We start from the raw sequence: 21,940 nt of genomic DNA, 5'->3' as shown, positions 1-21,940 counted from the left end.
TCTTTATAACATAGCATTCATTATAAAGAACGAAAGTGAGGATTTATATTGAGGATTATACGGGTTATGACTACATTAGCTTTCTTTGGTATTATAGGGTGGATTGTATATTTTCTCTTCTTTGAAGAAATTGCAACAATGTCCACAAACACCCATTCCGTTGAAACCACCAAAAGCGTAAATGCAAATCAGGTTACACAAATAGAAGTACATACTGATTCAGCGGATATTCATATTACTCCTACAAGCAACCAGCAGCAAATTGTCGCCACTTTAACGGGGAAGATTTCCGATACACACAAAGATCGCTTCGCTATTCACATGTTGCCATCTGGTGATAAATTGCAGATAAATATTAAAGAAAAAAAGAAATGGGCCATTGGTTTTCACATAAACAATGTCCAAGTCGAATTGCAAATCCCACAAAAAATCTATGAGACCCTTACCCTCAAAACGAATAGCGGTGGCATACACGGCGACAGCTTACAGACAAAAAAACTCGTTGCGGTAACAAATACAGGTGCTGTTCGTATAAAAAATATTTCAGGGGAAACAATCAACCTTCAAACTAAACAAGGAGATCTCGCTTTAACGTCAGCACTTGTTACACACACAAAACTTGATACAAAATCAGGCGATATAATTGCTGACTTTATTCAGAATGAGAACATTCATATCTCATCTATATCAGGAGATATCAAACTTCGTGAAATCAAAGGCAGTACCGTAATCCAAACAAAATCTGGAGATACTCTGTTTAAGCAGCGAGAGTTAACTAACCCGATTAGTATCTATAGCGAAAGCGGTGATACAGAAATTGCAGCCACCAATGTTCCTGCCGTTCAATTTCGTGTTACAAGTAAATCCGGTACCTACAATGTACAAGGTTCTTCTCTTCAATACCAAGAACAAACTCCCCATCGCCTACGTGCAAGCGCAGGGGAAAATGGACCTGTCATTAAGATCAAGAGCGATTCCGGTAACTTCTTATTTCATTAATTTTGCCATATAACAAGTAGTGTTCTTACATATATACGGGGGAGGAAACGCTTCGTTAGCCTTATTAACGGAGCGTTTCTTCTACTTCATCCAATTGCTCACGCAGTTTTTTTACTTGATAAAACAAGCCAAATGCAACTAATAAAAACAGGATAATAGCTCCCATCATCACATACAGCTGCAATGCTTCCTTATCACCATTTGGAATAAGTAAGCCTGTCATCAAAATGGTACTTAGCGCTAACAAAACCTGAGCAAAACGGGTATAGTCATCTATTTTTTGACGCAATTGTTTCATTCCTAACACCACCTATATCGGTTCATATTGTTTTCCACACATGTAAACAGTCAAGAAGCAAGATACCGAGATAACTTACTTCATATTTATGGTCTGACTCGGTCATTTCTTCTCTATTATCCAGACTTTGCTAAAGTTCGTTGTTGATTTCCGTTAGGGGAATTCGCTTTCCGCAGGGGGTCAGGGAGACTCCATGAACAAGTGCCAATTAGCAACATTAGGCTTTAACACAGCCATTATCAAAAGAATGCTTGTTCTTCTATCTCTACTGTAACATACTCTACTATCCTTTTAATCAAGTAAATTCAACCAATATAACCAACTGTTTTCATAGAAATATTAGGACAACATATAATGCATAGAGGGGAGGAAAAAATGATGTACAACCATAGCAAACAGAAATTTAGAATGTATGTAATTCATTCCTCCAAACTAAAAACATTTTTCATCGTTGCTGTGGCTATCGGCACTGCTATTTACTATATACTTGCTCCCTATTTATCGATTGTATTTTTAGAGACTATTGGAAGCATAGTTATCATTAAAGGATATAAAAGATTACAAAAGCAAAAAAAAGACACCATTTAAGGTGTCTTTTCTGCTTATGACAATGCCTGCGTCAAATCTTCAATTAAATCTTCTCCGTCTTCAATTCCAATTGAGATTCGAATTAATGTATCCGTGATGCCAAGTTCGGCACGACGGTCTGCCGGAATAGACGCATGTGTCATTTTAGAAGGAACAGAAATTAAGCTTTCTACTGCTCCAAGACTCTCTGCCAACGTAAAGTACTGCAGACGTTCCATAAGATTTGTTAATGTTTCTTCGCTGTCTACATCAAAAGAAACGATAGCCCCAAATCCTTCTGCTTGTTTTTTAGCTACATCATGATTGGGATGATTTTCTATACCAGGATAGTATACCTTTGTTACTTTCGGATGATTTTGCAAGAATTTTACAATCGCATGTGCGTTTGCTTCATGCTCTTGCATACGTACACCCAGTGTTTTCAAACCGCGAAGCAACAACCAGCTATCTTGCGGCCCCAAAACGCCACCTGTAGAGTTTTGAACAAAATGAAGGTCTTGTGCCAATTCCTCGGAATTTACTACAACAACACCCGCTACAACGTCACTATGACCCCCCAGGTATTTTGTGGCGCTATGAAGAACGATGTCCGCTCCTAAAGAAATTGGTGTTTGCCAATATGGTGTCATAAATGTATTATCTACAATTGTTAGTAAATTGTGTGCCTTAGCAAGTGCAGACACTTCACCAATATCAGTGACTTTTAGCAATGGATTTGTCGGCGTCTCAATATAAATCGCTTTTGTGTTCGGACGAATGGCAGCTTCTACTTCAGCCAAGTTTGTTGTGTCAACAAAAGTATGCTCGATACCAAAACGATTTAATACTTTAGACATCACACGATATGTGCCGCCATATACATCATCTGTTAAAACAACATGATCACCGCTTGAAAATAGCATCATTACTGCCGTAATTGCTGCCATCCCAGAACCGAATGCAAAACCAGCATGACCGTTTTCAATGACTGCCATCATGTCTTCTAGTGCATTACGAGTTGGATTACCAGTACGAGAATATTCATAACCTTTATGTTTTCCAATCGCTTCTTGTTTATACGTACTCGTTTGGTAAATAGGTACTGTTACCGCACCCGTCAAAGGGTCTCCTATATGAATACCATGAATTAATTTTGTTTTTGCCTTCATTATTCCCACCCCTTATATATTCGTTTACTTAAATAACGTTCGCTACTGTCCGGGAAAATAGTCACAATATGTGTACCCGGCTTTGCCTGTTCTGCTTCTTGTAAACTGGCATGTAATGCAGCCCCGGAAGAACTTCCCACCAACAATCCTTCTTGCTGTGCTAGCTCCTTTACACGACGAAATGCATCTTTGTCTAATACAGTATGAATGCTATTAAAATATGATTGATCCATAAAAGGCGGCAAGAATTCCATACCAATTCCCTCTGTTGCATGCGAGCCAGGCTCTCCGCCGTTCAAGATGGACCCCTCAGGCTCGACAATCACTGTTTTTACATTGACATTTTTCTCTTTTAAATATTGAGCAGTTCCCATAAATGTACCACCTGTACCTGCGCCTGCAACAAAGATGTCTATTTTACCGTCTAAATCTCGCCACAATTCAGGTCCTAACGTATGATAATACGTGATTGGATTTGCGTCATTCGCAAATTGTTGCGGACAATATGAGTTCGGAATTTCCTGTAACAATTCCCTCGCTTTTGCGATTGCACCTGTCATCCCCTGCTCTGTTGGCGTATTAACGACAGTTGCACCTAATGCACGCATTAAGTCCTGCTTTTCCACACTAAACTTTTCCGGTACGCATACAAGCACGCGCAATCCATATTGTTGCGCCGCAAGCGCTAAACCAATTCCTGTATTACCAGCCGTTGGCTCAATGATTGTGCCACCTGGCGCAATAAGACCTTTTGCTAAAGCATCTTCAATCAAGTGCTTACCAAGTCGATCTTTTACACTACCGCCGGGATTAAAAAACTCAAGCTTTGCAAATAACCGCACATCCTTTGGGAGCGGAAAACTTGTAATCTCAACAAGCGGTGTATTACCAATTAACTCATGCACGTTTTTATACACCTTCATCTATTCAACCTCCATTATGAAGGAATTCCTCTTCCCGTAAAGAAGCAACTGCCAGACCTTTTCATGTGACAGTTGCTTCTCTCACTCTTACTTCAATTCGTTCAGCATGTTCACAATAAATGCCGTAGAATGGCGTGCTGCTTGATCTAGAAACTGATCAAAGGAAACATGTGATTCTTTTCCAGCAATATCGGACAGTGCACGGACAATGACAAACGGTACTTCATATTGATGACACACTTGTGCTACAGCTGCCGCTTCCATTTCAACAGCATATAAATCAGCAAACTTGCCGCGAATATAATCTACGCGCGCCGGATCATTCATAAAGGAGTCACCCGTTGCGATTGTTCCTTTTACAGCCTGCACACCGCTCATCTTCATGCAGCGCTCTGCAAGTGCTACAAGCTCTTCATCTGCTTTAAAGGCTGCTGGCATACCTGGAACTTGTCCGTATTCGTAATTAAAGGCAGTCACATCTACATCGTGATGACGTACTTCTGTAGAAATTACAACATCTCCTACATTCAACGCATGATGAAATCCGCCTGCTGAGCCTGTATTAATAATTTTTTCAGGTTGATAACGCTCAAGCAAAATTGTTGTAGACATTGCGGCATTTACTTTACCAATTCCAGACTTAAGCAATACCACTTCATGTTCTGCAAGCTGTCCCAATGTGAACTCGCATCCAGCTACAGTCTCTGTACGAGCACCTTCTAGCTGCTCACGTAAAATGCGTACTTCTTCTTCCATTGCTCCAATGACTGCAATTTTCAAAACGTAATCCCTCTTTCTTAGTTCTTTACAGCCTCCATCACCCAAACAAAATGATTATAACGTGTAAAGTTGACTGTAAAGCCATTATTTGTAAAGATAGCTTCCATAATCGGGATACGTGTATAGTATTCCGATTGCAAATCTTTTGCCAAATTATGATATCCCTTCGCAATTGCTTCTTCAACAGTCTTGTCAAATGCTTCTTGATTTATGAATATCGTATCGGCGAATACTATTTTACCACCTTTTCGAAGCATTTGCCCATACTTCTCTACAGCTGTATTCTTCTCTTCATCCACTAGATGGTGAAACGCATACGTACTTACAATTGTATCGACCTGTTCAGGTACATGAAAGTCTAAAAAATCACCTTCGCTTACAGAAACATGCTTCGGTAGCTTTTGTTTGGCGATTGCACGCATTTCTTTAGATGGCTCAATACCGTACACACGATGGCCTGCCTCTAATAATTTATTTGTTAAGTTTCCAGTGCCGACACCAAATTCTAATACTGTGCCTGTAGATTTTGCGACAACATCATTTAAAATTGCTTCATAATTAGAAAATACTTCTTTATATTCATCGTCTTCTCCCGCAACGAAAGAATCATAAGTATGTGCCCATTCATCAAATAGTTGATTAAACTCTGTTCCCATTATGCTAATTCCCCTTTTTCTTATCGGATTTATCAGTATAATATGCTGATTTGCTTCAAAAGTCAACTTATCCATACTATGAATTCTTTTCCAAATGAGAAAAGCTGAAACAGCTCGTTTAGTCCCAAAGAACAGAAGTTCTCTGAACCAAGGAGCTAGACAGTTTATACAAGTTCGTTGTGAATTTCCATTATAGGGATGGCTTTCTACGGGCGGTCAGGGACATTCGCTGTTTCCATAGGCGTCTCAATCCCTCTACTCTAATTAACTGAGTATCAGGCTTTAACACAGCCATTACATAAAAAAGACGAGCAAGTTAATATGCTCGTCTTACATTAATTTATGAACCAGTGTCGGTTGCCAACCTTGTCCTTCTACCCATTCAATATATACTTTGAATCTTTCTTTTGTATCCTTTGCCTGCACCGTTCCAATCGCTTTATTTGGACCATTATTGCCAAGGAACAAAATAGTTAATGTATCTGCAGGAATATCAAGCGCATAAGAAATGGCCTGGGTCATCTCTTTCCAGTCTTGAGAAGAAGAATCAAATTTGGTAACATGGGGCTCACTTTGTACAGTACCAATTGGCTTCCAAGAAGGATTTGTATATGCTTCTGCAACACCAGGACTTTGAGACTCAGGAACTTGTACCTTCTGATCTTCTACGACAGGTGCCGGATTTTCAGTTACTGTTTCTTTTGGCTTAGATTTAGAAGAACCCTCTTTTTTCGGTGCTTGTTCTTTCTTTGACTCTTCCTTCTTTGTTACCTCTTTTTTCGATGCTTGTTCTTTTGCCACCGGTGCGGCAAAAAAGATTTGATATGCAACTGTAACAGCTGCAAGCAACACAATTCCGATAAATATGTTTAAAAACCATGCTTTTCGGCGTTTTTGTCTTTTTGTTTGCAATCTTGAATTGTCTTCTAACTGCGGCATGTTTACAACCTCCATCAACAATCATTCAACGTTCATTGTAGCACTATTTTGAAAGAGGTTGAATAAAATTTTGTCGATTGTTATAAAACAAAAACATTTGTTACATACCCTTGTTAGCGATTGCTTCTACATAATCTGCAAATACTTTCCCTGCTAAATTGTCAACTTCGTTCGTATACAGTTCTACGCTCACCAGCGCATATCGAGGTGCTTCGTAAGGAAAATAACCTGCAAACCAACGATTTACATAATCATCATTCCCCGTTTCTGCAGTGCCACTCTTACCTGCGACTGTGACAGGAAGACTTTGGTATCGTTTACCCGTTCCTTTTGAGGAAGTAACAACACTTCGCAGAAGCTGCTGTAATTGTTCCATAACACGTTGACTCAATTGCGACTGTACTTCATGTACAGGAAATGCATGCATAACAGCGCCATTTTTATACTGAATTTCTTTAACGGCGGTTACCTCAATGGTCTGTCCCCCGCGTGCAATTGTTGCCATCATATTAGCGACTGCAAGCGGAGAAACCCGAACATTTTTTTGACCAATCGCAGTCTGTGCAATTGCCTTATTAATATGTTTGTCTGATTGCTCCTTCCAAATTTGCCTCGCTTCTTCCTCAGGAAATTGCTTAAATTCGGTAAAATGAAAGACATTTCCCTTCCATCCCACAGTTTGAGACAATCCTAGCATCTTCGCATATCTCTCTAGAACATCTTCGTCCTCTTTGATTAGTTCAGAAGCAATCTTTGCAAACGTATAGTTACAGCTCTGTGCAAAACTCTCTTTAAATGTTAACATCCCCATTTCGTGTTCTGGCGGACCTTCTCCATATAAATCCTGGTCACAATTAAACGCACCGCTTGTTTTTCTTTTATCAATTGCAGCAGCAGCTACTACAGTTTTAAAAACAGAACCCGGAATATGAGCAGAAAGCATTTGATTTTTAGCTCCTCTGGTATATGCGTGCTGAGAATATGTAGCAAGACTCGGTTTGCTTACCATTGCCAAAATTTCACCGCTTTGCACATCCAATAGAACAAGACCACCTTTTTTCATTCCAGAGTCATCTACTACTTTCTCAGCTAGTTGTTGTAATTCTTTATCTAAGGTTGTACGAATGACAAGCGGATAAAAGGGATTTGCCGTACTACTATACTTCACTGTTTTTCCAAACATCGGCTCACCTGTTCGATCCACATGATACAATAACTTTGACTCTCCGCTTGTTACTAAAAATTCATCAAAGGCACGCTGCAGCCCAGATATACCAATAGGAGTATGCGGCGATATAACCCCTTCCTGTATTTTATTTCCATATCGTGCCCGGACCTGCGTGTCATTTTGTCCTGTAATACCGATGAGATGGTCTGCAGTTACTGCTCCACCGGTTTTGGCGTAAACAGCAACTACCCCCGGTACTTTAAGATGATTTATATCCTCTACTTGCTTTGCAGATAACTGCAACACTTTTCCATTCTGCTTTAATATAACCGGCTTCTGTGTAAGTTGTAGCATAATGTGTTGAGGGGAAATATCTAAAATATGTGCCAATTGCTCTACTGGCCAATCTACATACTTTAGAAAAGGAAATAACACCACACTGCCATGCACATCGTCCACTAGATGTTTACCTGTTCGGTCCACAAAACTGCCTCTACCATCATGTATAGATACAGCATGTACACGTTGCATAACACTTTCTTCTAACAAATTTATATTCCGCTTAGAAAATGATTCCGTTTCAAATAACTGAATTTGCACCAGCCTCGCTAGCAAAAGCATCATTCCGCCTGCTATACAAATAAGAAATATATATATACGTTTTTTTTGCATATAAAACACCTCGTCAACAGTGTTGACGAGGTGTTTTATATTTCATACTTTTATTTTACAGAAACAATTTTTACTTTCATATCTCCGCCCGGTGTTTGTACTATTACTTCATCACCTATTTGTTTACCAAGAACACTTCTTGCAATTGGAGAATCATTGGAAATTTTACCTTCAAACGGATCTGCTTCCGCACTTCCCACAATTGTATATGTTTCTTCTTCTCCATCAGGTAACTCTACAAAAGTCACTGATTTACCAAGTGTTACAACAGAAGATGTTTCTGCATTTTCTTCAATAATAACCGCATTGCGAATCATGTTTTCAATTTGTGTTACACGACCCTCAACGAATGCTTGCTCATCTTTTGCTGCATCATACTCAGAGTTCTCAGAAAGATCGCCAAAGCTACGTGCAATTTTAATGCGCTCAACAACCTCTTTACGTCTTACCGTCTTTAAATATTCTAGTTCCTGTTCTAGTTTTTCTTTTCCTGCTTGTGTCATTGGATACGTTTTTTCCATTGCCATGTTTTCCACTCCTTTTATGTATGCCGATTCCTCGCACGGAGGAGTTGTTCCATATAAAGACATCCTCACCCGTTTCCGGGTGAGGCTTGTATGCTCCATTTTATTCGCTATACGGGAATGAAATCCCTTCTAATGGACGTCTTTTTCTATACTATTACAAAACTGTAATTTGTTCAAGGATTGTCCCAATTTTTGTTACCATTAAATCGATGGCAACATGATTTTGGCCACCTTCTGGGATAATAATATCCGCATATTTCTTGGATGGTTCAATAAATTGATTATGCATAGGACGTACAACATTCACATACTGTTCAATAACGGAGTCCATAGTGCGACCACGCTCTTCAATATCACGTTGCATCCGACGCAAAATGCGAATATCCGCATCTGTATCAACAAACAATTTAATGTCCATTAAATCACGCAGACGTTTATCCTCAAGTACAAGAATGCCTTCTAGAATAATAACATCCTTCGGTTCTACAGGAATTACTTCAGCAGAACGAGTATGAATTTTATAATCATATACAGGCTTTTCAATTGGTTTATATTGCAACAACTGTTTAATATGTTCAATTAATAAATCATTATCAAACGCTAACGGATGATCATAGTTGGTTTTTAATCTTTCTTCAAACGGCAAGTTACTTTGATCTTTATAATAATAATCCTGCTCCAGCATTAAAATGGAGTGGCCTTTGAATTGATCAAAAATGGCTTTTGTCACACTCGTTTTTCCCGAACCAGAACCTCCCGCGATCCCAATTACAACCGGTTTTTTCTTCCCCATTAATCGTACCACTCTTTCTTATTGAAATCTTTTTCTCATCATGTCATAAGGACGTACAGGACTCGCTACTTTTATCTTTACAATTTCAAGCGGGTGTCTTGCTGCATCTAGCTCTGTTCCTTCTTCATTCCAAATTGTTCCTACTGTTTGTGTAAAGTTATCCATATCCGGTCCGAAAAACTCTACTTCTTGTCCAGGTTTGAAGTGATTACGTTGCTGAATTGTTGCAATGCCTGTTTCTTCGTCGTAAGCCAGTACCAAACCTACAAAATCATATGTTGTCTTTTTGCTGTGCTTGCCGTACATTTGCTCTTCAAAGCCCGGTACACCTTCAAAGAATGCTGATGCTGTATCGCGGTTTGCGCACTTATCAAGCTCGGCAATCCACTCTTGCTTAAATACAAAGTTGTCAGGATCTGCACAGTATGCATCGATAACCTTACGGTATACACTTACCACTGTTGCAACGTAGTGAATGGATTTCATGCGCCCTTCAATCTTCAAACTATCCACGCCAATTTCAATCATTTTCGGAATAGACTCTACAAGTGTTAAATCCTTCGGGCTCATTGCAAACGGTGCATCACCTTCAGCAAACAGCGCTATTTCGGGCGCATTTTTATCTTGTGACAATGTTTGAATTAAATCATAGTCCCAGCGGCAAGATTGACAACACCCGCCACGGTTACTATCTCGTGCTGTCATATGGTTACTTAATGTACATCTACCAGAATACGCAATGCACATCGCACCATGAATGAAGGCTTCAATTTCAACATCTACTTTTTCTTTAATTTCTTTAATTTCTTCATAGCTTGTTTCTCGTGCTAATACAAGGCGATGCAAACCTTCTTCTTTCCAGTATTGTGCCGCTTTCCAGTTGGATAAGGATTGCTGGGTGCTCAAGTGAATTTCAATAGAAGGTGCAGCTTCTCGACATGTTTCAATAATAAGCGGATCTGCAACAATAATACCAGTTACACCAGCACGTTCAATACCTTGCAAGTACTCGCGCAAGCCGTCCATATTTTCATTATGTGCAAAAATGTTCGTTGTTACATATATTTTTGCGCCGTATTGCTTCGCAAATGCAACACCTTCTGCCATTTCCTCTAGGGTGAAATTATCAGCATTAGAACGCAGACCAAACTCTTGGCCCCCAATAAACACTGCATCTGCACCGTAGAGAACAGCAATTTTTAACTTTTCTAGATTGCCAGCAGGCGCCAACAATTCCGGCTTTTTCACAATAACACGTTTGCCGTCTACAACTTTTGATATCTCTCGTACAACTGTCATGCTATCGCCTCCTTAATATACTGTTTCCTTATAGAAAAAGCCTGTATCCAGCGGTCTGTTCACCGGTTGTAGCTCTTCAATTTCTTTATATAAACGATCTTTTACATCATAGTAAGCGTCACGATCTTCTACACATAAATCGATTGCTTGTCTGTATTTTTGAGTAACATCAATAATATAAGAAGCGCTTTTTAACACACCGTCAATTTTAAAAGAATCCACGCCTGCATCAATAAGTTCTTCTAATTCGTCAATGATACAAATATCATTTGGACTCATAATATGCGTACCATTCACATCTTCAAATACAGGATATTTGTTATTTCGCTCTTTGTCATACAAGAACATATTTTTTTCAAGTTTTTTCTTTTCAATTTCCATTTCGCGACCTTGGTATTCAAAATAGTTCCCAATTAAAGATCGCTTGGACTGGAACATGCATGTCATACCGTGCACTTGTACTTCAATTTCAACTTCTGCGTGCTCTTTAATTTCAAGAATAGCATCAAAGCTTAACTCACGCGCCAACACAGCACGCTTTGCGCCTTTACGGCCCCAATAATTACAAGTAAACCAATTTGTTGCTGTTGTTTCTGTATTCCAGTGCAATTTCATATCAGGTGCCACTTCACGCGCAGCCATCAACACAGCAGGATCACCAAATACAATTGCATCTGCACCCGCTTCTTTTACAAATGCGGCGTACTCTGTTAACGCTTCTACTTTCTCGTTATGAAATAATGCGTTCATCGCAACATATACTTTGACATTGTTTGCATGCGCTACTTCTACAGCACGCTTCACGTCTTCACGCGAAAATTCGCCTGCCAAACGAAGTCCAAATTGTTGTTCACCAATAATAATTGCATCTGCACCCGCTTTTGCTAATGCTTCTATATCTTCCACCTTAGTTGGTGTTACCAATAGTTCAGGTTTTTTCATTTGTGTTCACCTCTTTTTTTACTTACAGCTACACCATCGCCAATGGGAAAAATCGTCGTGTGATACCCAGGGTGAGCCATTAACCATTCATTATAGCTCTTTATCTTTTTCACTAAACTTCGCATCCGTTTGTTTTCAATAGTTTCTTCTGCTACAAGACCGCGAAACAACACATTATCAGTCAGAATAACACCGTCATCTGCAAGAAGCGGCTCATACATTTCAAAAAAGCGCTGATATTGACCTTTTGCAGCATCTATAAAAATAACATCGAACTTGCCGTATGCTTGCACTTGTTCCCCTGTTTCCAGTGCGTCACCAAACAAAAGGGATATAGAATTTGTTAAATTCGCTTTTTCTATATAAAATACAGCTTTATTGTACCGTTCTTCGTCGCGCTCAATCGTAACTACGCGCGCATCCGTTGCCTTTACCATACAAATGGCTGAATAACCAATCGCCGCGCCAATCTCTAAAATCGCTTTGGGCTGAATCAGTCGAAGCAACTGCAACATAAATTCCATGCCCAACTTGTCCATAATAGGAACGCCGTGCTCTGCTGCAAATTGTTCTATTTCTTGAAGCAACGCGTCGTCCTGCTTGACTAGCGAAAGCAGATATTCTTGTACTTTGTCCATATGAAGAAGTTCCTTTCATCAAGCATTACGTTTGCACACTATAAAGAAGCCCGGCAATTACTCCGGGCAATCTGAATTATACAGGCAAATGTACGATATGCAAAGATTATATCCTAGTTTTTAACCCGATATATTTTACCATATATAAATGAGAGATGCGAACTTTTTATTGCGCATCTCTTTGTATCAACGCTGTGACGTAATGTGTTTTTCTTTTAATGCATTGTGCTCCGCTAATGTTTTTGCGAAAAACACCTCTCCATTTAAAGCTGCCAAGAAATAATAATAATCTGTTTGTTCTGGATCAAGAGCGGCTTTCATAGAAGGCTCTCCGGCATTCGCAATAGGACCTACCGGTAATCCTGTTACGACGTATGTGTTATAAGGTGACGCTATCTTCAAATCACTGTACAAAACACGATCCTTATGTTTGCCAAGCGCATATAACACTGTTGGATCAGTTTGCAAAGGCATGTTTGCCTTTAAGCGATTATAAAAAACACTTGCGATTTTGCGGCGATCCGTCATTGCTGTTGCTTCCTCTTCAATTAGCGAGCTCATTGTTAGAAACTGATGCACATCAAAGCCTAACTTCTCAATTGCAGGCTTGTTTGCCGTTACGTATTGATTTGTTTTTTCAAGCATCGGTGCCACAATTTCTTGTAGCGTATTTTCTTTTTTATAGTACGAATATGTTGCCGGGTACAAATATCCTTCTAATTTATACGTGATAGCTGGGTTTTGTAGCTTATCGGTTATAAGCTGTGGATAGTTTTTTTGTAGTTCCGCCAGAAAATTCCCATCATTTAACTGTCTCAGTACCTCCTCTTCCTTAAGCTTAAATTCATTGGCAATGATTTTAACAATATCCTTTAGCTGTGAGCCTTCTGGAATGGTTATTTTATATCGCGCAGGATTATATACGCTTCCGCTTGTAATAATCGTCGCAATCTCTTTTACGCTCATGGAGGGACTCAATAAATAATTTCCTGCCTTTAAACCGTTTTGGAAATTTGCTTTTACATAATATTGAAACACGGTACCATTTTTAATAATTCCGTTTTTCTGAAGCAATTTACCAATTCCCGCTGTTGAAGTGCCCGATGGAATTTCAATTTCTTTTTTCTCCGCAGTATCAGCCACCGGCTTTAGGGCAGATGCAATGTATCCATAGCCACCGATTGCGATTGCAATAAGCAACACAATAATTATGGCAACAATTCTTCTTCGCTTTTTCTTTTTTGCTTGCTCGTTCCAACTCATCAAATACCATGCCCTCCTTTTCATTGGTCTTATTATACTACAACCAATCGACCGTTTTCGATATTATTCTACACCAAAGAATGATAAAGCTATCTTTTATACCATTTTAGCCGAGAAAACCCTACTTCAAGCAGTATTAGATTGTAGACCGTGTATTTTCATAACATATAAAAAAACGGACTGTTGTAACAGTCCGTCTCTCTTATAGCTCTTCTTCATCCATTAGTGTGTTAAATAGTTCTTGCACCATTTCCCACTCTTCTTCGTTTTCAATTGGAGCCAATCTTCCGCCTTCTTCATCATCCTCATCCGGCTCTACGATAGCAGCATCGTAAATTGGATCACCATCTTCGTCATATTCACCGATTGGCGAATACACGACATACATTTTGTTACCGAAGCGATCGGATTCAAATGTTGTAATGATGTCACATAAATGCTCGTTGCCATTTTCATCTACAATTGTAATTTGATTCTCATCCACGATATCGTGCTTGTCTGTCATTGTTCTTCACTCCTATTGTTTGCTGTCTAAGTAACCTTGTAAAATGACAACCGCTGCCATTTTATCAATTACTTGTTTGCGCTTTTTCCGGCTTACATCTGCAGAAATTAAGAATCTCTCTGCTGCCATAGTAGACAGACGCTCGTCCCACATGATGACTTCAAGACCGAATAATGCGCGCAGATCCTCAGCGAACTTTTGGCAAGCTTCGCCGCGAGGACCGATTGTGCCGTTCATATTTTTCGGCAACCCTACCACTATCTTATCCACATTGTACTGTTTTACTAACTCCGCAATACGATTAAATCCAAATTCATTACGCTCTTGATTGATTTTAATCGTTTCAATACCTTGAGCCGTCCAGCCCATTTCATCACTAACCGCAACGCCGACCGTTTTCGTGCCGACATCTAAACCAAGTATGCGCATGCTTAGTCCTCACGATGATGCTTTAAATACGACTTTACCAATTCTTCAATTAGTTCATCACGTTCAAGCTTACGGATATTGTTACGTGCGTCTTTATGACGAGGTATGTACGCAGGGTCGCCGCTCAATAAATAACCCACAATTTGATTGATGGGATTATAACCTTTTTCTTGAAGTGCATCATACACCGTAAATAATACTTCATTCACTTGGACACTTTGCTTTTCTTCTTGAAACGTAAACTTCATCGTTTTATCGAACTGGTCCATAGTAAGCACCTCGCTTTAAATAGGGATAGGGAGATTTCTCTCCCTATCATTGTACACCAAACTAGTCTTAATTTAAAACAGATTTAACATACTCGGTTGCATATGAAATCGCTTCATCTACTTTATTAGGGTCTTTTCCGCCCGCTTGTGCCATGTCCGGACGACCACCACCGCCGCCGCCGCAAATAGAAGCTGCGCCTTTTACAAGGTTCCCTGCATGGAATTTGCCCGTAAGATCCTTTGTAACACCCGCAAGCAAGTTTACTTTTCCTTCGTTAACAGCCGCAAGTAAAATAACGCCGGAACCGATTTTATTTTTCAAATCGTCCATCATCGTACGCAAGTTATTTACGTCCGCGACGTTCACCCTGCTTGCAAGAACACTTACGCCATCAACTACTTGTACTTGATCTGTTAAGTTACCTGCTTCAATGTTGCTTAGCTTCGCTGCCAAAGACTCGTTTTCTTTTTGCAGTTGTTTTACTTCCGCAAACAAGCCGTCTACTCTTGTTAAAATATCTTTCGTGTTCGTTTTCAACTTGCTTGCTGTTTCTTTCAGTAGCGAAACTTGACTGTTCATCATTTCATAAGCAGCCTTGCCTGTTACTGCCTCAATACGACGCGTACCTGCGCCAATACCTGATTCAGATACAATTTTAAAGATGCCAATAGACGATGTATTATCAACATGACAGCCACCGCAAAGCTCTAAGCTGTAGCCTCCAACTTGTACAACGCGAACGACATCTCCGTATTTTTCACCAAACAACGCCATTGCGCCCATCGCTTTGGCTTCTTCAATTGGCTTTTGAGAAATAGCAACCGGGATACTGTCCCAAATCTTTTCATTTACAATACGTTCAATTTTCTCAAGCTCTTCTGCTGTCACTTGACCAAAGTGAGAGAAGTCAAAGCGTAAGCGCTCAGATGTTACAAGGGAACCTGCTTGATTAACATGTGTACCTAGTACATCTTTTAACGCCTGATGTAAGATATGAGTTGCTGTATGGTTCTTAATTACGCTTGCACGATTTGGAGCATCAACCACAGCTGTTAGTGTTGCACCTTCTTGTAATGTACCTTCTAGTACAACCACTTTGTGCAGGTTTTGCCCGTTTGGCGCTTTTTGTACGTCCTTCACTGCAACCTTAACACCCTCAGCAATTAATTGACCTTCGTCTGCAATTTGACCGCCGCTCTCTGCATAAAACGGTGTGACATCCAAAATGAGTTGTGCCTCTTCACCCGCATTTACAACTTGTGCGTACTCGCCGTTTTGTAGCAATGCTACAACTGTGCTTGTTGCCTGCAATTCATTATATCCTACGAATTGGCTCTCCACTTTAATTTCACCGAGAATACCGCCTTGTACTTGCATGGAATCTACATCTTGACGAGCTGCTCTTGCGCGCTCGCGCTGCTGTTCCATCTCTGCTTCAAAGCCACTGTGATCTACTGTCATACCCGCTTCTTCCGCATACTCATCCGTTAACTCAATAGGGAAGCCGTATGTGTCATACAAGCGGAACGCATCTGCACCGGAAAGAACTGTACTACCTGTTGCTTTTGCCTTTTCAATGACTTGCGCCAAAATTGCTTCTCCTTCGTGAAGTGTTTCGTGGAAGCGCTCCTCCTCATTTTTAACAACGCGCTGAATGAATTCCGTCTTTTCTTTCACTTCCGGATAGAAGTCTTGCATAATCTCTCCAACAACCGGTACTAGCTCATACATGAAAGGACGATTCATATTTAATTTCTTTGCATATCGTACTGCACGGCGCAATAAACGACGCAGTACATAACCACGACCTTCATTAGAAGGTAGCGCTCCGTCTCCAACCGCAAACGTTACCGTACGAATATGGTCAGCAATTACTTTAAATGCTGTGTCTTTATCTACATCGCCATCGCGGTACTTCTCACCAGAAATTGATTCTGTCGCACCAATGATTGGCATAAACAAATCTGTATCAAAGTTTGTTGGTACATCTTGCACAACCGAAGCCATACGCTCAAGACCCATTCCTGTATCAATGTTTTTCTTTGGAAGCGGCGTATATGTACCGTCTGGATTATGATTGAATTGGGAGAATACTAAGTTCCATACTTCAAGATAACGCTCGTTTTCACCACCTGGATATAACTCTGGATCAGACGGATCGTTACCATAGGCTTCACCACGATCATAGAAAATCTCGGTATTTGGACCACTTGGACCTTCGCCGATATCCCAGAAATTTTCTTCTAAACGAACGATGCGCTCTTTTGGTACACCAATTTTTTCATTCCAAATTTGGAATGCTTCGTCATCTTCCGGATGAATCGTAACAGAAAGCTTTTCTTTATCAAAACCAATCCATTTTTCACTTGTTAAAAATTCCCAAGCCCATGTAATAGCCTCTTCTTTAAAATAATCACCAATCGAGAAGTTTCCCATCATTTCAAAGAATGTATGATGACGTGCTGTTTTTCCAACGTTTTCAATGTCATTTGTACGAATGGATTTTTGCGCATTTGTGATGCGCGGATTTGCTGGAATTACACGACCGTCAAAGTACTTTTTCAATGTTGCCACGCCGCTGTTAATCCATAGTAGAGACGGATCTTCATGTGGAATAAGAGACGCGCTCGGCTCTACAGCATGTCCTTTTTCTTGAAAAAAATCTAAAAACATTTGACGAATTTCTGCTGCTTTTAACTTCTTCATGTATACTTCCTCCTTATTTTTTAACAAATAAAAAACTCCCGCCCCCATAGCAGGGACGAGAGTATACTCGCGTTACCACCCTGATTATGGACCGGAGTCCATCACCTCAAGTTGCCGTAACGTGGCAAGACGGCAGGTGTTAGCTGCTCTCAGGATTAGCGTTCCGTCACTCTTCATCTGAAAGTCCTTTCAGCCTAAGGGACCTCTCTCTGGAAAATGGGCTGTGACGTACTCGATCCGTCATAGATTTATGTATTCAAGCGAATTATAGCCTACAATTTATAGCGTTGTCAACGCCTTGCCAGCAGGGTTTTAGAATGAATAATAATAGTGCGTAATACCGCAAGTACCGGCACCGCAAGCAGCAAGCCAGGCAGGCCGGCAATCTCACCGCCTACTAATAAAGCAAACATAATCACAACAGGATGCATCCGAAGCGATTTGCCCACGATATATGGCGATAATATATTACTTTCTAAGAACTGCAAAATAGCAAGCGCCACCCCGGCTTTAATTACCATGTTCACCGATACGGTGGCGGCAACAATAAGAGTTGGAATCGCTCCTAAAATAGGACCAAAGTACGGAATAATATCTGTAACACCTATCAAAATTCCAAGTAACAAGGGATATTTTAATCCAATAATCCAAAATGCAAATGCAGCAACTCCAGCCAATACAGCACATACAAATAGCTGACCACGAATATAGTTTCCCAATGATTTATCAATGTCATCTACAAGCTTCTTTCCCTCTACACACCACTTCCCCGGTACACACCGCCAAAAAAAGTGATACATGCGATCGTAGTCTTTAAGCAAGTAGAATACGATGAATGGAATAAGTACAATAATTAACAGAGAATCTAATATTCCCTGTGCTGTACTCATCATCCGATCCAAAAAAGATTGAAGCTTAGCTTCAACTCCAAGAAACGCCTCTCTTAGCTTATCTGTAACAAATTCTGGAAAATTAGCTGTTCTTGTTTCTACTTGTTTTGTCCAGCTTTCATACATATCGATAAATTGCGGGAAATTGCGGTTCATGTCCTTTAATTGAGAGATCGCTGCCGGAACACCTTTATATATTCCATAGCCTACCCCTCCAAAAAACAAAAGGTATATGAGTACAATAGCAAGAACCCGCGGCATTCCTCTCTTATGAAGCTTCTCCACAAGTGGATGCAATAAGTAAGCGATAAAATAAGCTGTTAAAAACGGAACCATCACCAATTTCATTAATTGTAAAATAGGAAGCCACATTGGCCTTAGCTTCCAAAATACAAGCAAGCATAAAAATAACAGCAAAAGCAGGGCCAAACGGTAAATCCAAATCAGCTTAATATTTTTCACCGCACATCCCTCCGTTTCTCTAGTTTGAGAAACATATGGGCTCTTTATGCAAATTCATTACATACAAGGTCTGTGTTAAAGTAAGAGGTTGATAATTGATCGTTGTTCATTAGAGGTGAGACGCCTGCGAGAAAAGTGAGTTAAAGGGAGACCTCGCAGGTGTCTAGCACCGAGGAGGCTCCATGACTGCCCACGAAAAGAGAACACCCGTAACCGACATTAACAAAGAACTTTAACAGAGCCAATACAATAAAAAACAGTACGGTAAACCGTACTGTTTTTTACAAATAGGATTTCATCATTTTCTTCGCTTTTTTCATGCTTTTATAAGAAAGCATATTATTTTTGCGTGCGTAATGATAAGCCGCGGCACCTAAACTAAATGCCAACAGTGAAGATTTCATGTTCATGCGTGTCACTCCTTACATGCTGATTGTTCTTTCATCATCATCAAACAAATCATCAAGCGAACTTAATGAACCATCCTCTTCAACTTGATGTGTAAAAATTTTCCCCTTTGTCACAGACAGCTCAATATAACAAGTCCAGCAATAAAATTGGTTCACGCCAATTTTACCGATATCCTTTCCTTTACAGTTTGGACATATTAACAAGGCGTAATCACTCCCGTACCTTTTTCTATTACGCCAGTATCGTCTAAACTGAAAGAGTTTAAACAAGGACTAAGAAATTTCTTCACTGTCCTTTTATAACTTATGCTATTTTATAAAAAATCATAAGGAGAAAGTTCTTCCACGTCATCTTCTTCCTTCAACACAGTCCGTTCTTTTAACCTCTCGCATAGCGTCGTTTGCCGCACCGCATCATCCATTCGATTAATGCCAGATTGAAAAGCATCCGGTTCACCGCATAAAATTAAAAATTTCTTACTGCGAGTAATTGCTGTATAAAGAAGGTTGCGACGTAACATACGGTAATAGCTTTTTACAACCGGCAAAATAACGATTGGAAACTCACTTCCTTGTGACTTATGGATGGAGCAGCAATACGCATGTGTAATTTGGTTAAAATCCGACTTCGTATACGTTACCTCAATACCGTCAAAGGACACGACAAGCATATCCTGTTGCTCTACATTTTCTTTTGCATAAAAGATAGATACGATTTCACCGATATCGCCGTTAAATACTTGACTTTCCGGCTGATTGACAAGTTGGAGTACTTTATCCCCAACACGATATACTACCTCACCAAAGATAATTTCTCGTCTTTTCTCACGAGCTGGATTAAACACTTCCTGAAGTGCCTGATTCAGCATATTAATACCTGCCGGACCACGATACATCGGCGCGAGCACTTGTATGTCTTTTGCTGTAAATCCTTTTGTTTGTGCATTCTCACATACTTTCTTAACCACATCAACAATTTGGCCGCCACTGCACATAATAAAAGAACGATCGCTTTTTTGCACAGCAATATCTTCCGGTACTTTCCCACCTTTAATGGTATGAGCAAGCTGAATCACGGATGACCCTTCCGCTTGTCTGTATATCTCCGTGAGTCGTACCGTTGGAATAATTTCCGCTGCTAGCAAATCCTTTAGCACTTGACCAGGTCCTACAGAAGGCAATTGATCTTCATCCCCAACAATAATAACCTGCATATCAGAAGGCAATGATTTAAACAACTGATTTGCAAGCCATATATCCACCATGGAAAATTCATCAATGATAAGCAGCTTTCCAGCTACTGGTTCATGCTCATTACGCTGAAAAGATCCTTCCGGCGTCCATCCAAGCAAGCGATGAATTGTACCTGCAGGCAATCCTGTCGCTTCACTCATGCGCTTTGCCGCGCGACCTGTCGGAGCTGTAAGCAAAATAGGAAACGGATTTTTTTCGTTATAATCTTTTGCATCTAAAGACAAACCATTCATCGCGGCGTACATTTCAACGATACCGTTAATTACTGTTGTTTTGCCTGTACCCGGTCCACCCGTTAAAATCATCACAGGATGCGTAAGCGCTGTTTGTACCCCTTCCCTTTGTCGCGATGCATACTGCACACCAAGCTTGTCTTCAATCGAGCCGAGCGTCATAAGAAAATCAGCTTCCGAAAAAGATTCTAGTTCTCCCTTTCCCATTAGCCGAAATAACGAAGTAACAAGTCCTTGCTCTGCATAATATAGCGATGATAGATATGCCCTATCTTGCTCAATAATGAGTTTGTCTTCTCCTTGTAAAAGTTCCAAACATTGCGTAATATCAGCCTCTGAAACAGTATGTTCATGATGATTTAGCAGTTCTATTGTTCGTCTGATTAGTTGCTCTTTTGTAATGTATACATGTCCTTCCTGCAAGGATACATTTTCTAAAGTAAATAAGCACCCCGCTCGAATTCGATCGGGATGGTTACCTGATATCCCAAAGGCTTTTCCAATTTCATCAGCACGTCCAAAGCCAATACCTTCAACATCTTCAATCAGCTGATATGGATTGCTGCGGATGATTTCTAATGTTTGCTCTTTATACTTCTGATAAATTTTAATTGTTAGTTTGGTGCCAAAACCATAACCGCCCAAAAAACTCATTACTTTTTCAAGCCCTTGATGCTCAAGAATTGTTTGATAAAGCTCCTGTGCTTTATCCTTCTTCACAATGCCGTCTAACACTGATGCATCGTCCAAGATTTTAGAAATTGCTTGTGAGCCGAGTTTTTCTACAATGCGTTCAGCCGTTTTTTTACCGATGCCTTTAAATAAATCACTAGATAAATACTGGACAATTCCATTCTTTGTTTGCGGAAGTTCTTTTTTAAACATTTCTACATGATACTGCATGCCATAACGATGATGGTCTTTAAATACACCGTTTAGTGTGAATATTTCTTCCTCATGCATGCGCGGAAAATAGCCAGTAATCAGAACTTCTTTTTCTTCGAATACTTCGTTCGTTTCTAGCACCTTCATGCGCACAACAGAATACAAATTGTCTTCGTTATGAAAAATCGTATGAAGGACTTGGCCTTTTATGTATTTGTGTTCCTCTTTAAACAAATCCATTGTGTCCTGCATACTTCACGCCC

23 protein-coding genes and 1 other annotated feature are annotated in these 21,940 nt (G+C 40.0%); of the genes, 2 read left to right on the top strand and 21 right to left on the bottom strand.

Features of this window, described 5'->3' with window-relative positions:
- Positions 1-66: 66 nt before the first annotated feature.
- Entirely contained in the window at positions 67-999 is a 933-nt protein-coding gene (locus EEJ45_RS02985; protein ID WP_124563307.1) for a DUF4097 family beta strand repeat-containing protein, read from the top strand.
- Positions 1,000-1,063: 64 nt separating this feature from the next.
- On the opposite strand, the gene EEJ45_RS02980 is transcribed toward EEJ45_RS02985, so the two are convergent.
- Positions 1,064-1,297, bottom strand: a complete 234-nt coding sequence (locus EEJ45_RS02980) for a YrhC family protein (protein ID WP_124563306.1) — start codon at positions 1,295-1,297, stop codon at positions 1,064-1,066.
- A 375-nt stretch (positions 1,298-1,672) separates the two neighbouring features.
- On the opposite strand from EEJ45_RS02980, the gene EEJ45_RS02975 reads away from it, so the two are divergent.
- On the top strand, positions 1,673-1,885 hold the full coding sequence (locus tag EEJ45_RS02975; RefSeq protein WP_124563305.1) for a hypothetical protein: 213 nt from the start codon (positions 1,673-1,675) through the stop codon (positions 1,883-1,885).
- Positions 1,886-1,899: 14 nt separating this feature from the next.
- Here EEJ45_RS02975 and EEJ45_RS02970 read toward each other — a convergent pair whose 3' ends face one another.
- The 20 genes from EEJ45_RS02970 to recD2 form a co-directional block, all read right to left on the bottom strand.
- Complete coding sequence (locus EEJ45_RS02970) at positions 1,900-3,033, bottom strand: bifunctional cystathionine gamma-lyase/homocysteine desulfhydrase (protein WP_124563304.1); 1,134 nt, start codon at positions 3,031-3,033, stop codon at positions 1,900-1,902.
- Positions 3,033-3,956 carry a PLP-dependent cysteine synthase family protein gene (locus EEJ45_RS02965; protein WP_124563303.1) on the bottom strand — a complete coding sequence of 308 codons (924 nt, stop codon included), beginning with the start codon at positions 3,954-3,956 and terminating at the stop codon, positions 3,033-3,035. Before EEJ45_RS02965 ends, EEJ45_RS02970 begins: the two co-directional genes overlap by 1 nt.
- A gap of 87 nt (positions 3,957-4,043) precedes the next feature.
- Positions 4,044-4,736 carry a 5'-methylthioadenosine/S-adenosylhomocysteine nucleosidase gene (mtnN, locus tag EEJ45_RS02960; protein WP_124563302.1) on the bottom strand — a complete coding sequence of 231 codons (693 nt, stop codon included), beginning with the start codon at positions 4,734-4,736 and terminating at the stop codon, positions 4,044-4,046.
- Positions 4,737-4,753: 17 nt separating this feature from the next.
- Positions 4,754-5,392, bottom strand: a complete 639-nt coding sequence (locus EEJ45_RS02955) for a class I SAM-dependent methyltransferase (protein ID WP_124563301.1) — start codon at positions 5,390-5,392, stop codon at positions 4,754-4,756.
- A gap of 330 nt (positions 5,393-5,722) precedes the next feature.
- Positions 5,723-6,331, bottom strand: a complete 609-nt coding sequence (locus EEJ45_RS02950) for a YrrS family protein (RefSeq protein ID WP_164464185.1) — start codon at positions 6,329-6,331, stop codon at positions 5,723-5,725.
- Positions 6,332-6,431: 100 nt separating this feature from the next.
- Complete coding sequence (locus EEJ45_RS02945) at positions 6,432-8,171, bottom strand: peptidoglycan D,D-transpeptidase FtsI family protein (RefSeq protein ID WP_124563299.1); 1,740 nt, start codon at positions 8,169-8,171, stop codon at positions 6,432-6,434.
- 50 nt (positions 8,172-8,221) lie between these two features.
- Entirely contained in the window at positions 8,222-8,698 is a 477-nt protein-coding gene (gene greA, locus EEJ45_RS02940) for a transcription elongation factor GreA (RefSeq protein WP_124563298.1), read from the bottom strand.
- 154 nt (positions 8,699-8,852) lie between these two features.
- The gene (gene udk / locus EEJ45_RS02935) at positions 8,853-9,491 is read right to left on the bottom strand and encodes a uridine kinase (protein WP_124563297.1); all 639 of its coding nucleotides are present in this window, start codon (positions 9,489-9,491) and stop codon (positions 8,853-8,855) included.
- Between the two features lie 18 nt (positions 9,492-9,509).
- Positions 9,510-10,790 (bottom strand): peptidase U32 family protein, encoded by a 1,281-nt coding sequence (locus EEJ45_RS02930; RefSeq protein ID WP_124563296.1) that lies wholly within the window; start codon positions 10,788-10,790, stop codon positions 9,510-9,512.
- Between the two features lie 12 nt (positions 10,791-10,802).
- Positions 10,803-11,732, bottom strand: a complete 930-nt coding sequence (locus EEJ45_RS02925) for a peptidase U32 family protein (RefSeq protein ID WP_124563295.1) — start codon at positions 11,730-11,732, stop codon at positions 10,803-10,805.
- Complete coding sequence (locus EEJ45_RS02920) at positions 11,729-12,370, bottom strand: O-methyltransferase (protein WP_124563294.1); 642 nt, start codon at positions 12,368-12,370, stop codon at positions 11,729-11,731. The genes EEJ45_RS02925 and EEJ45_RS02920 overlap by 4 nt, the downstream gene beginning before the upstream one ends.
- A gap of 186 nt (positions 12,371-12,556) precedes the next feature.
- Entirely contained in the window at positions 12,557-13,633 is a 1,077-nt protein-coding gene (mltG, locus tag EEJ45_RS02915; protein ID WP_124563541.1) for an endolytic transglycosylase MltG, read from the bottom strand.
- A 202-nt stretch (positions 13,634-13,835) separates the two neighbouring features.
- The gene (locus EEJ45_RS02910) at positions 13,836-14,117 is read right to left on the bottom strand and encodes a DUF1292 domain-containing protein (RefSeq protein WP_124563540.1); all 282 of its coding nucleotides are present in this window, start codon (positions 14,115-14,117) and stop codon (positions 13,836-13,838) included.
- Between the two features lie 33 nt (positions 14,118-14,150).
- Entirely contained in the window at positions 14,151-14,567 is a 417-nt protein-coding gene (gene ruvX, locus EEJ45_RS02905; RefSeq protein ID WP_124563293.1) for a Holliday junction resolvase RuvX, read from the bottom strand.
- Positions 14,568-14,569: 2 nt separating this feature from the next.
- Complete coding sequence (locus tag EEJ45_RS02900; RefSeq protein WP_124563292.1) at positions 14,570-14,836, bottom strand: IreB family regulatory phosphoprotein; 267 nt, start codon at positions 14,834-14,836, stop codon at positions 14,570-14,572.
- A 67-nt stretch (positions 14,837-14,903) separates the two neighbouring features.
- Positions 14,904-17,543: an alanine--tRNA ligase gene (gene alaS / locus EEJ45_RS02895; RefSeq protein WP_124563291.1), complete on the bottom strand. Its 2,640-nt coding sequence runs from the start codon at positions 17,541-17,543 to the stop codon at positions 14,904-14,906.
- Between the two features lie 48 nt (positions 17,544-17,591).
- Positions 17,592-17,796, bottom strand: a binding site (T-box leader).
- A 37-nt stretch (positions 17,797-17,833) separates the two neighbouring features.
- Complete coding sequence (locus EEJ45_RS02890; RefSeq protein ID WP_124563290.1) at positions 17,834-18,895, bottom strand: AI-2E family transporter; 1,062 nt, start codon at positions 18,893-18,895, stop codon at positions 17,834-17,836.
- 281 nt (positions 18,896-19,176) lie between these two features.
- On the bottom strand, positions 19,177-19,305 hold the full coding sequence (locus EEJ45_RS02885; protein ID WP_124563289.1) for a DUF3918 family protein: 129 nt from the start codon (positions 19,303-19,305) through the stop codon (positions 19,177-19,179).
- 12 nt (positions 19,306-19,317) lie between these two features.
- Positions 19,318-19,509, bottom strand: a complete 192-nt coding sequence (locus EEJ45_RS02880; RefSeq protein ID WP_124563288.1) for a hypothetical protein — start codon at positions 19,507-19,509, stop codon at positions 19,318-19,320.
- Between the two features lie 110 nt (positions 19,510-19,619).
- The gene (recD2, locus tag EEJ45_RS02875) at positions 19,620-21,929 is read right to left on the bottom strand and encodes an SF1B family DNA helicase RecD2 (protein ID WP_245999816.1); all 2,310 of its coding nucleotides are present in this window, start codon (positions 21,927-21,929) and stop codon (positions 19,620-19,622) included.
- Positions 21,930-21,940: the final 11 nt, after the last annotated feature.

It is taken from the genome of Ectobacillus antri, assembly GCF_003852715.1.
Classification (GTDB): Bacteria; Bacillota; Bacilli; order Bacillales; family Bacillaceae_G; genus Ectobacillus; species Ectobacillus antri.
Note: the sequence above shows the minus strand (reverse complement) of the source record. Positions and strands in the feature narration are given on the sequence as shown.

Bases quoted from the DNA above. Each gene is read 5' to 3' on its own strand.
- greA (WP_124563298.1), bottom strand. From the start codon at position 8,698: ATGGCAATGGAAAAAACGTATCCAATGACACAAGCAGGAAAAGAAAAA.
- EEJ45_RS02955 (WP_124563301.1), bottom strand. From the start codon at position 5,392: ATGGGAACAGAGTTTAATCAACTATTTGATGAATGGGCACATACTTAT.
- EEJ45_RS02950 (WP_164464185.1), bottom strand. From the start codon at position 6,331: ATGCCGCAGTTAGAAGACAATTCAAGATTGCAAACAAAAAGACAAAAA.
- EEJ45_RS02975 (WP_124563305.1), top strand. From the start codon at position 1,673: ATGATGTACAACCATAGCAAACAGAAATTTAGAATGTATGTAATTCAT.
- ruvX (WP_124563293.1), bottom strand. From the start codon at position 14,567: ATGCGCATACTTGGTTTAGATGTCGGCACGAAAACGGTCGGCGTTGCG.
- EEJ45_RS02900 (WP_124563292.1), bottom strand. From the start codon at position 14,836: ATGGACCAGTTCGATAAAACGATGAAGTTTACGTTTCAAGAAGAAAAG.
- EEJ45_RS02925 (WP_124563295.1), bottom strand. From the start codon at position 11,732: ATGAAAAAACCTGAACTATTGGTAACACCAACTAAGGTGGAAGATATA.
- udk (WP_124563297.1), bottom strand. From the start codon at position 9,491: ATGGGGAAGAAAAAACCGGTTGTAATTGGGATCGCGGGAGGTTCTGGT.
- EEJ45_RS02930 (WP_124563296.1), bottom strand. From the start codon at position 10,790: ATGACAGTTGTACGAGAGATATCAAAAGTTGTAGACGGCAAACGTGTT.
- alaS (WP_124563291.1), bottom strand. From the start codon at position 17,543: ATGAAGAAGTTAAAAGCAGCAGAAATTCGTCAAATGTTTTTAGATTTT.
- EEJ45_RS02885 (WP_124563289.1), bottom strand. From the start codon at position 19,305: ATGAACATGAAATCTTCACTGTTGGCATTTAGTTTAGGTGCCGCGGCT.
- EEJ45_RS02965 (WP_124563303.1), bottom strand. From the start codon at position 3,956: ATGAAGGTGTATAAAAACGTGCATGAGTTAATTGGTAATACACCGCTT.
- EEJ45_RS02920 (WP_124563294.1), bottom strand. From the start codon at position 12,370: ATGGACAAAGTACAAGAATATCTGCTTTCGCTAGTCAAGCAGGACGAC.
- EEJ45_RS02985 (WP_124563307.1), top strand. From the start codon at position 67: ATGACTACATTAGCTTTCTTTGGTATTATAGGGTGGATTGTATATTTT.
- mltG (WP_124563541.1), bottom strand. From the start codon at position 13,633: ATGAGTTGGAACGAGCAAGCAAAAAAGAAAAAGCGAAGAAGAATTGTT.
- recD2 (WP_245999816.1), bottom strand. From the start codon at position 21,929: ATGCAGGACACAATGGATTTGTTTAAAGAGGAACACAAATACATAAAA.
- EEJ45_RS02945 (WP_124563299.1), bottom strand. From the start codon at position 8,171: ATGCAAAAAAAACGTATATATATATTTCTTATTTGTATAGCAGGCGGA.
- EEJ45_RS02970 (WP_124563304.1), bottom strand. From the start codon at position 3,033: ATGAAGGCAAAAACAAAATTAATTCATGGTATTCATATAGGAGACCCT.
- EEJ45_RS02980 (WP_124563306.1), bottom strand. From the start codon at position 1,297: ATGAAACAATTGCGTCAAAAAATAGATGACTATACCCGTTTTGCTCAG.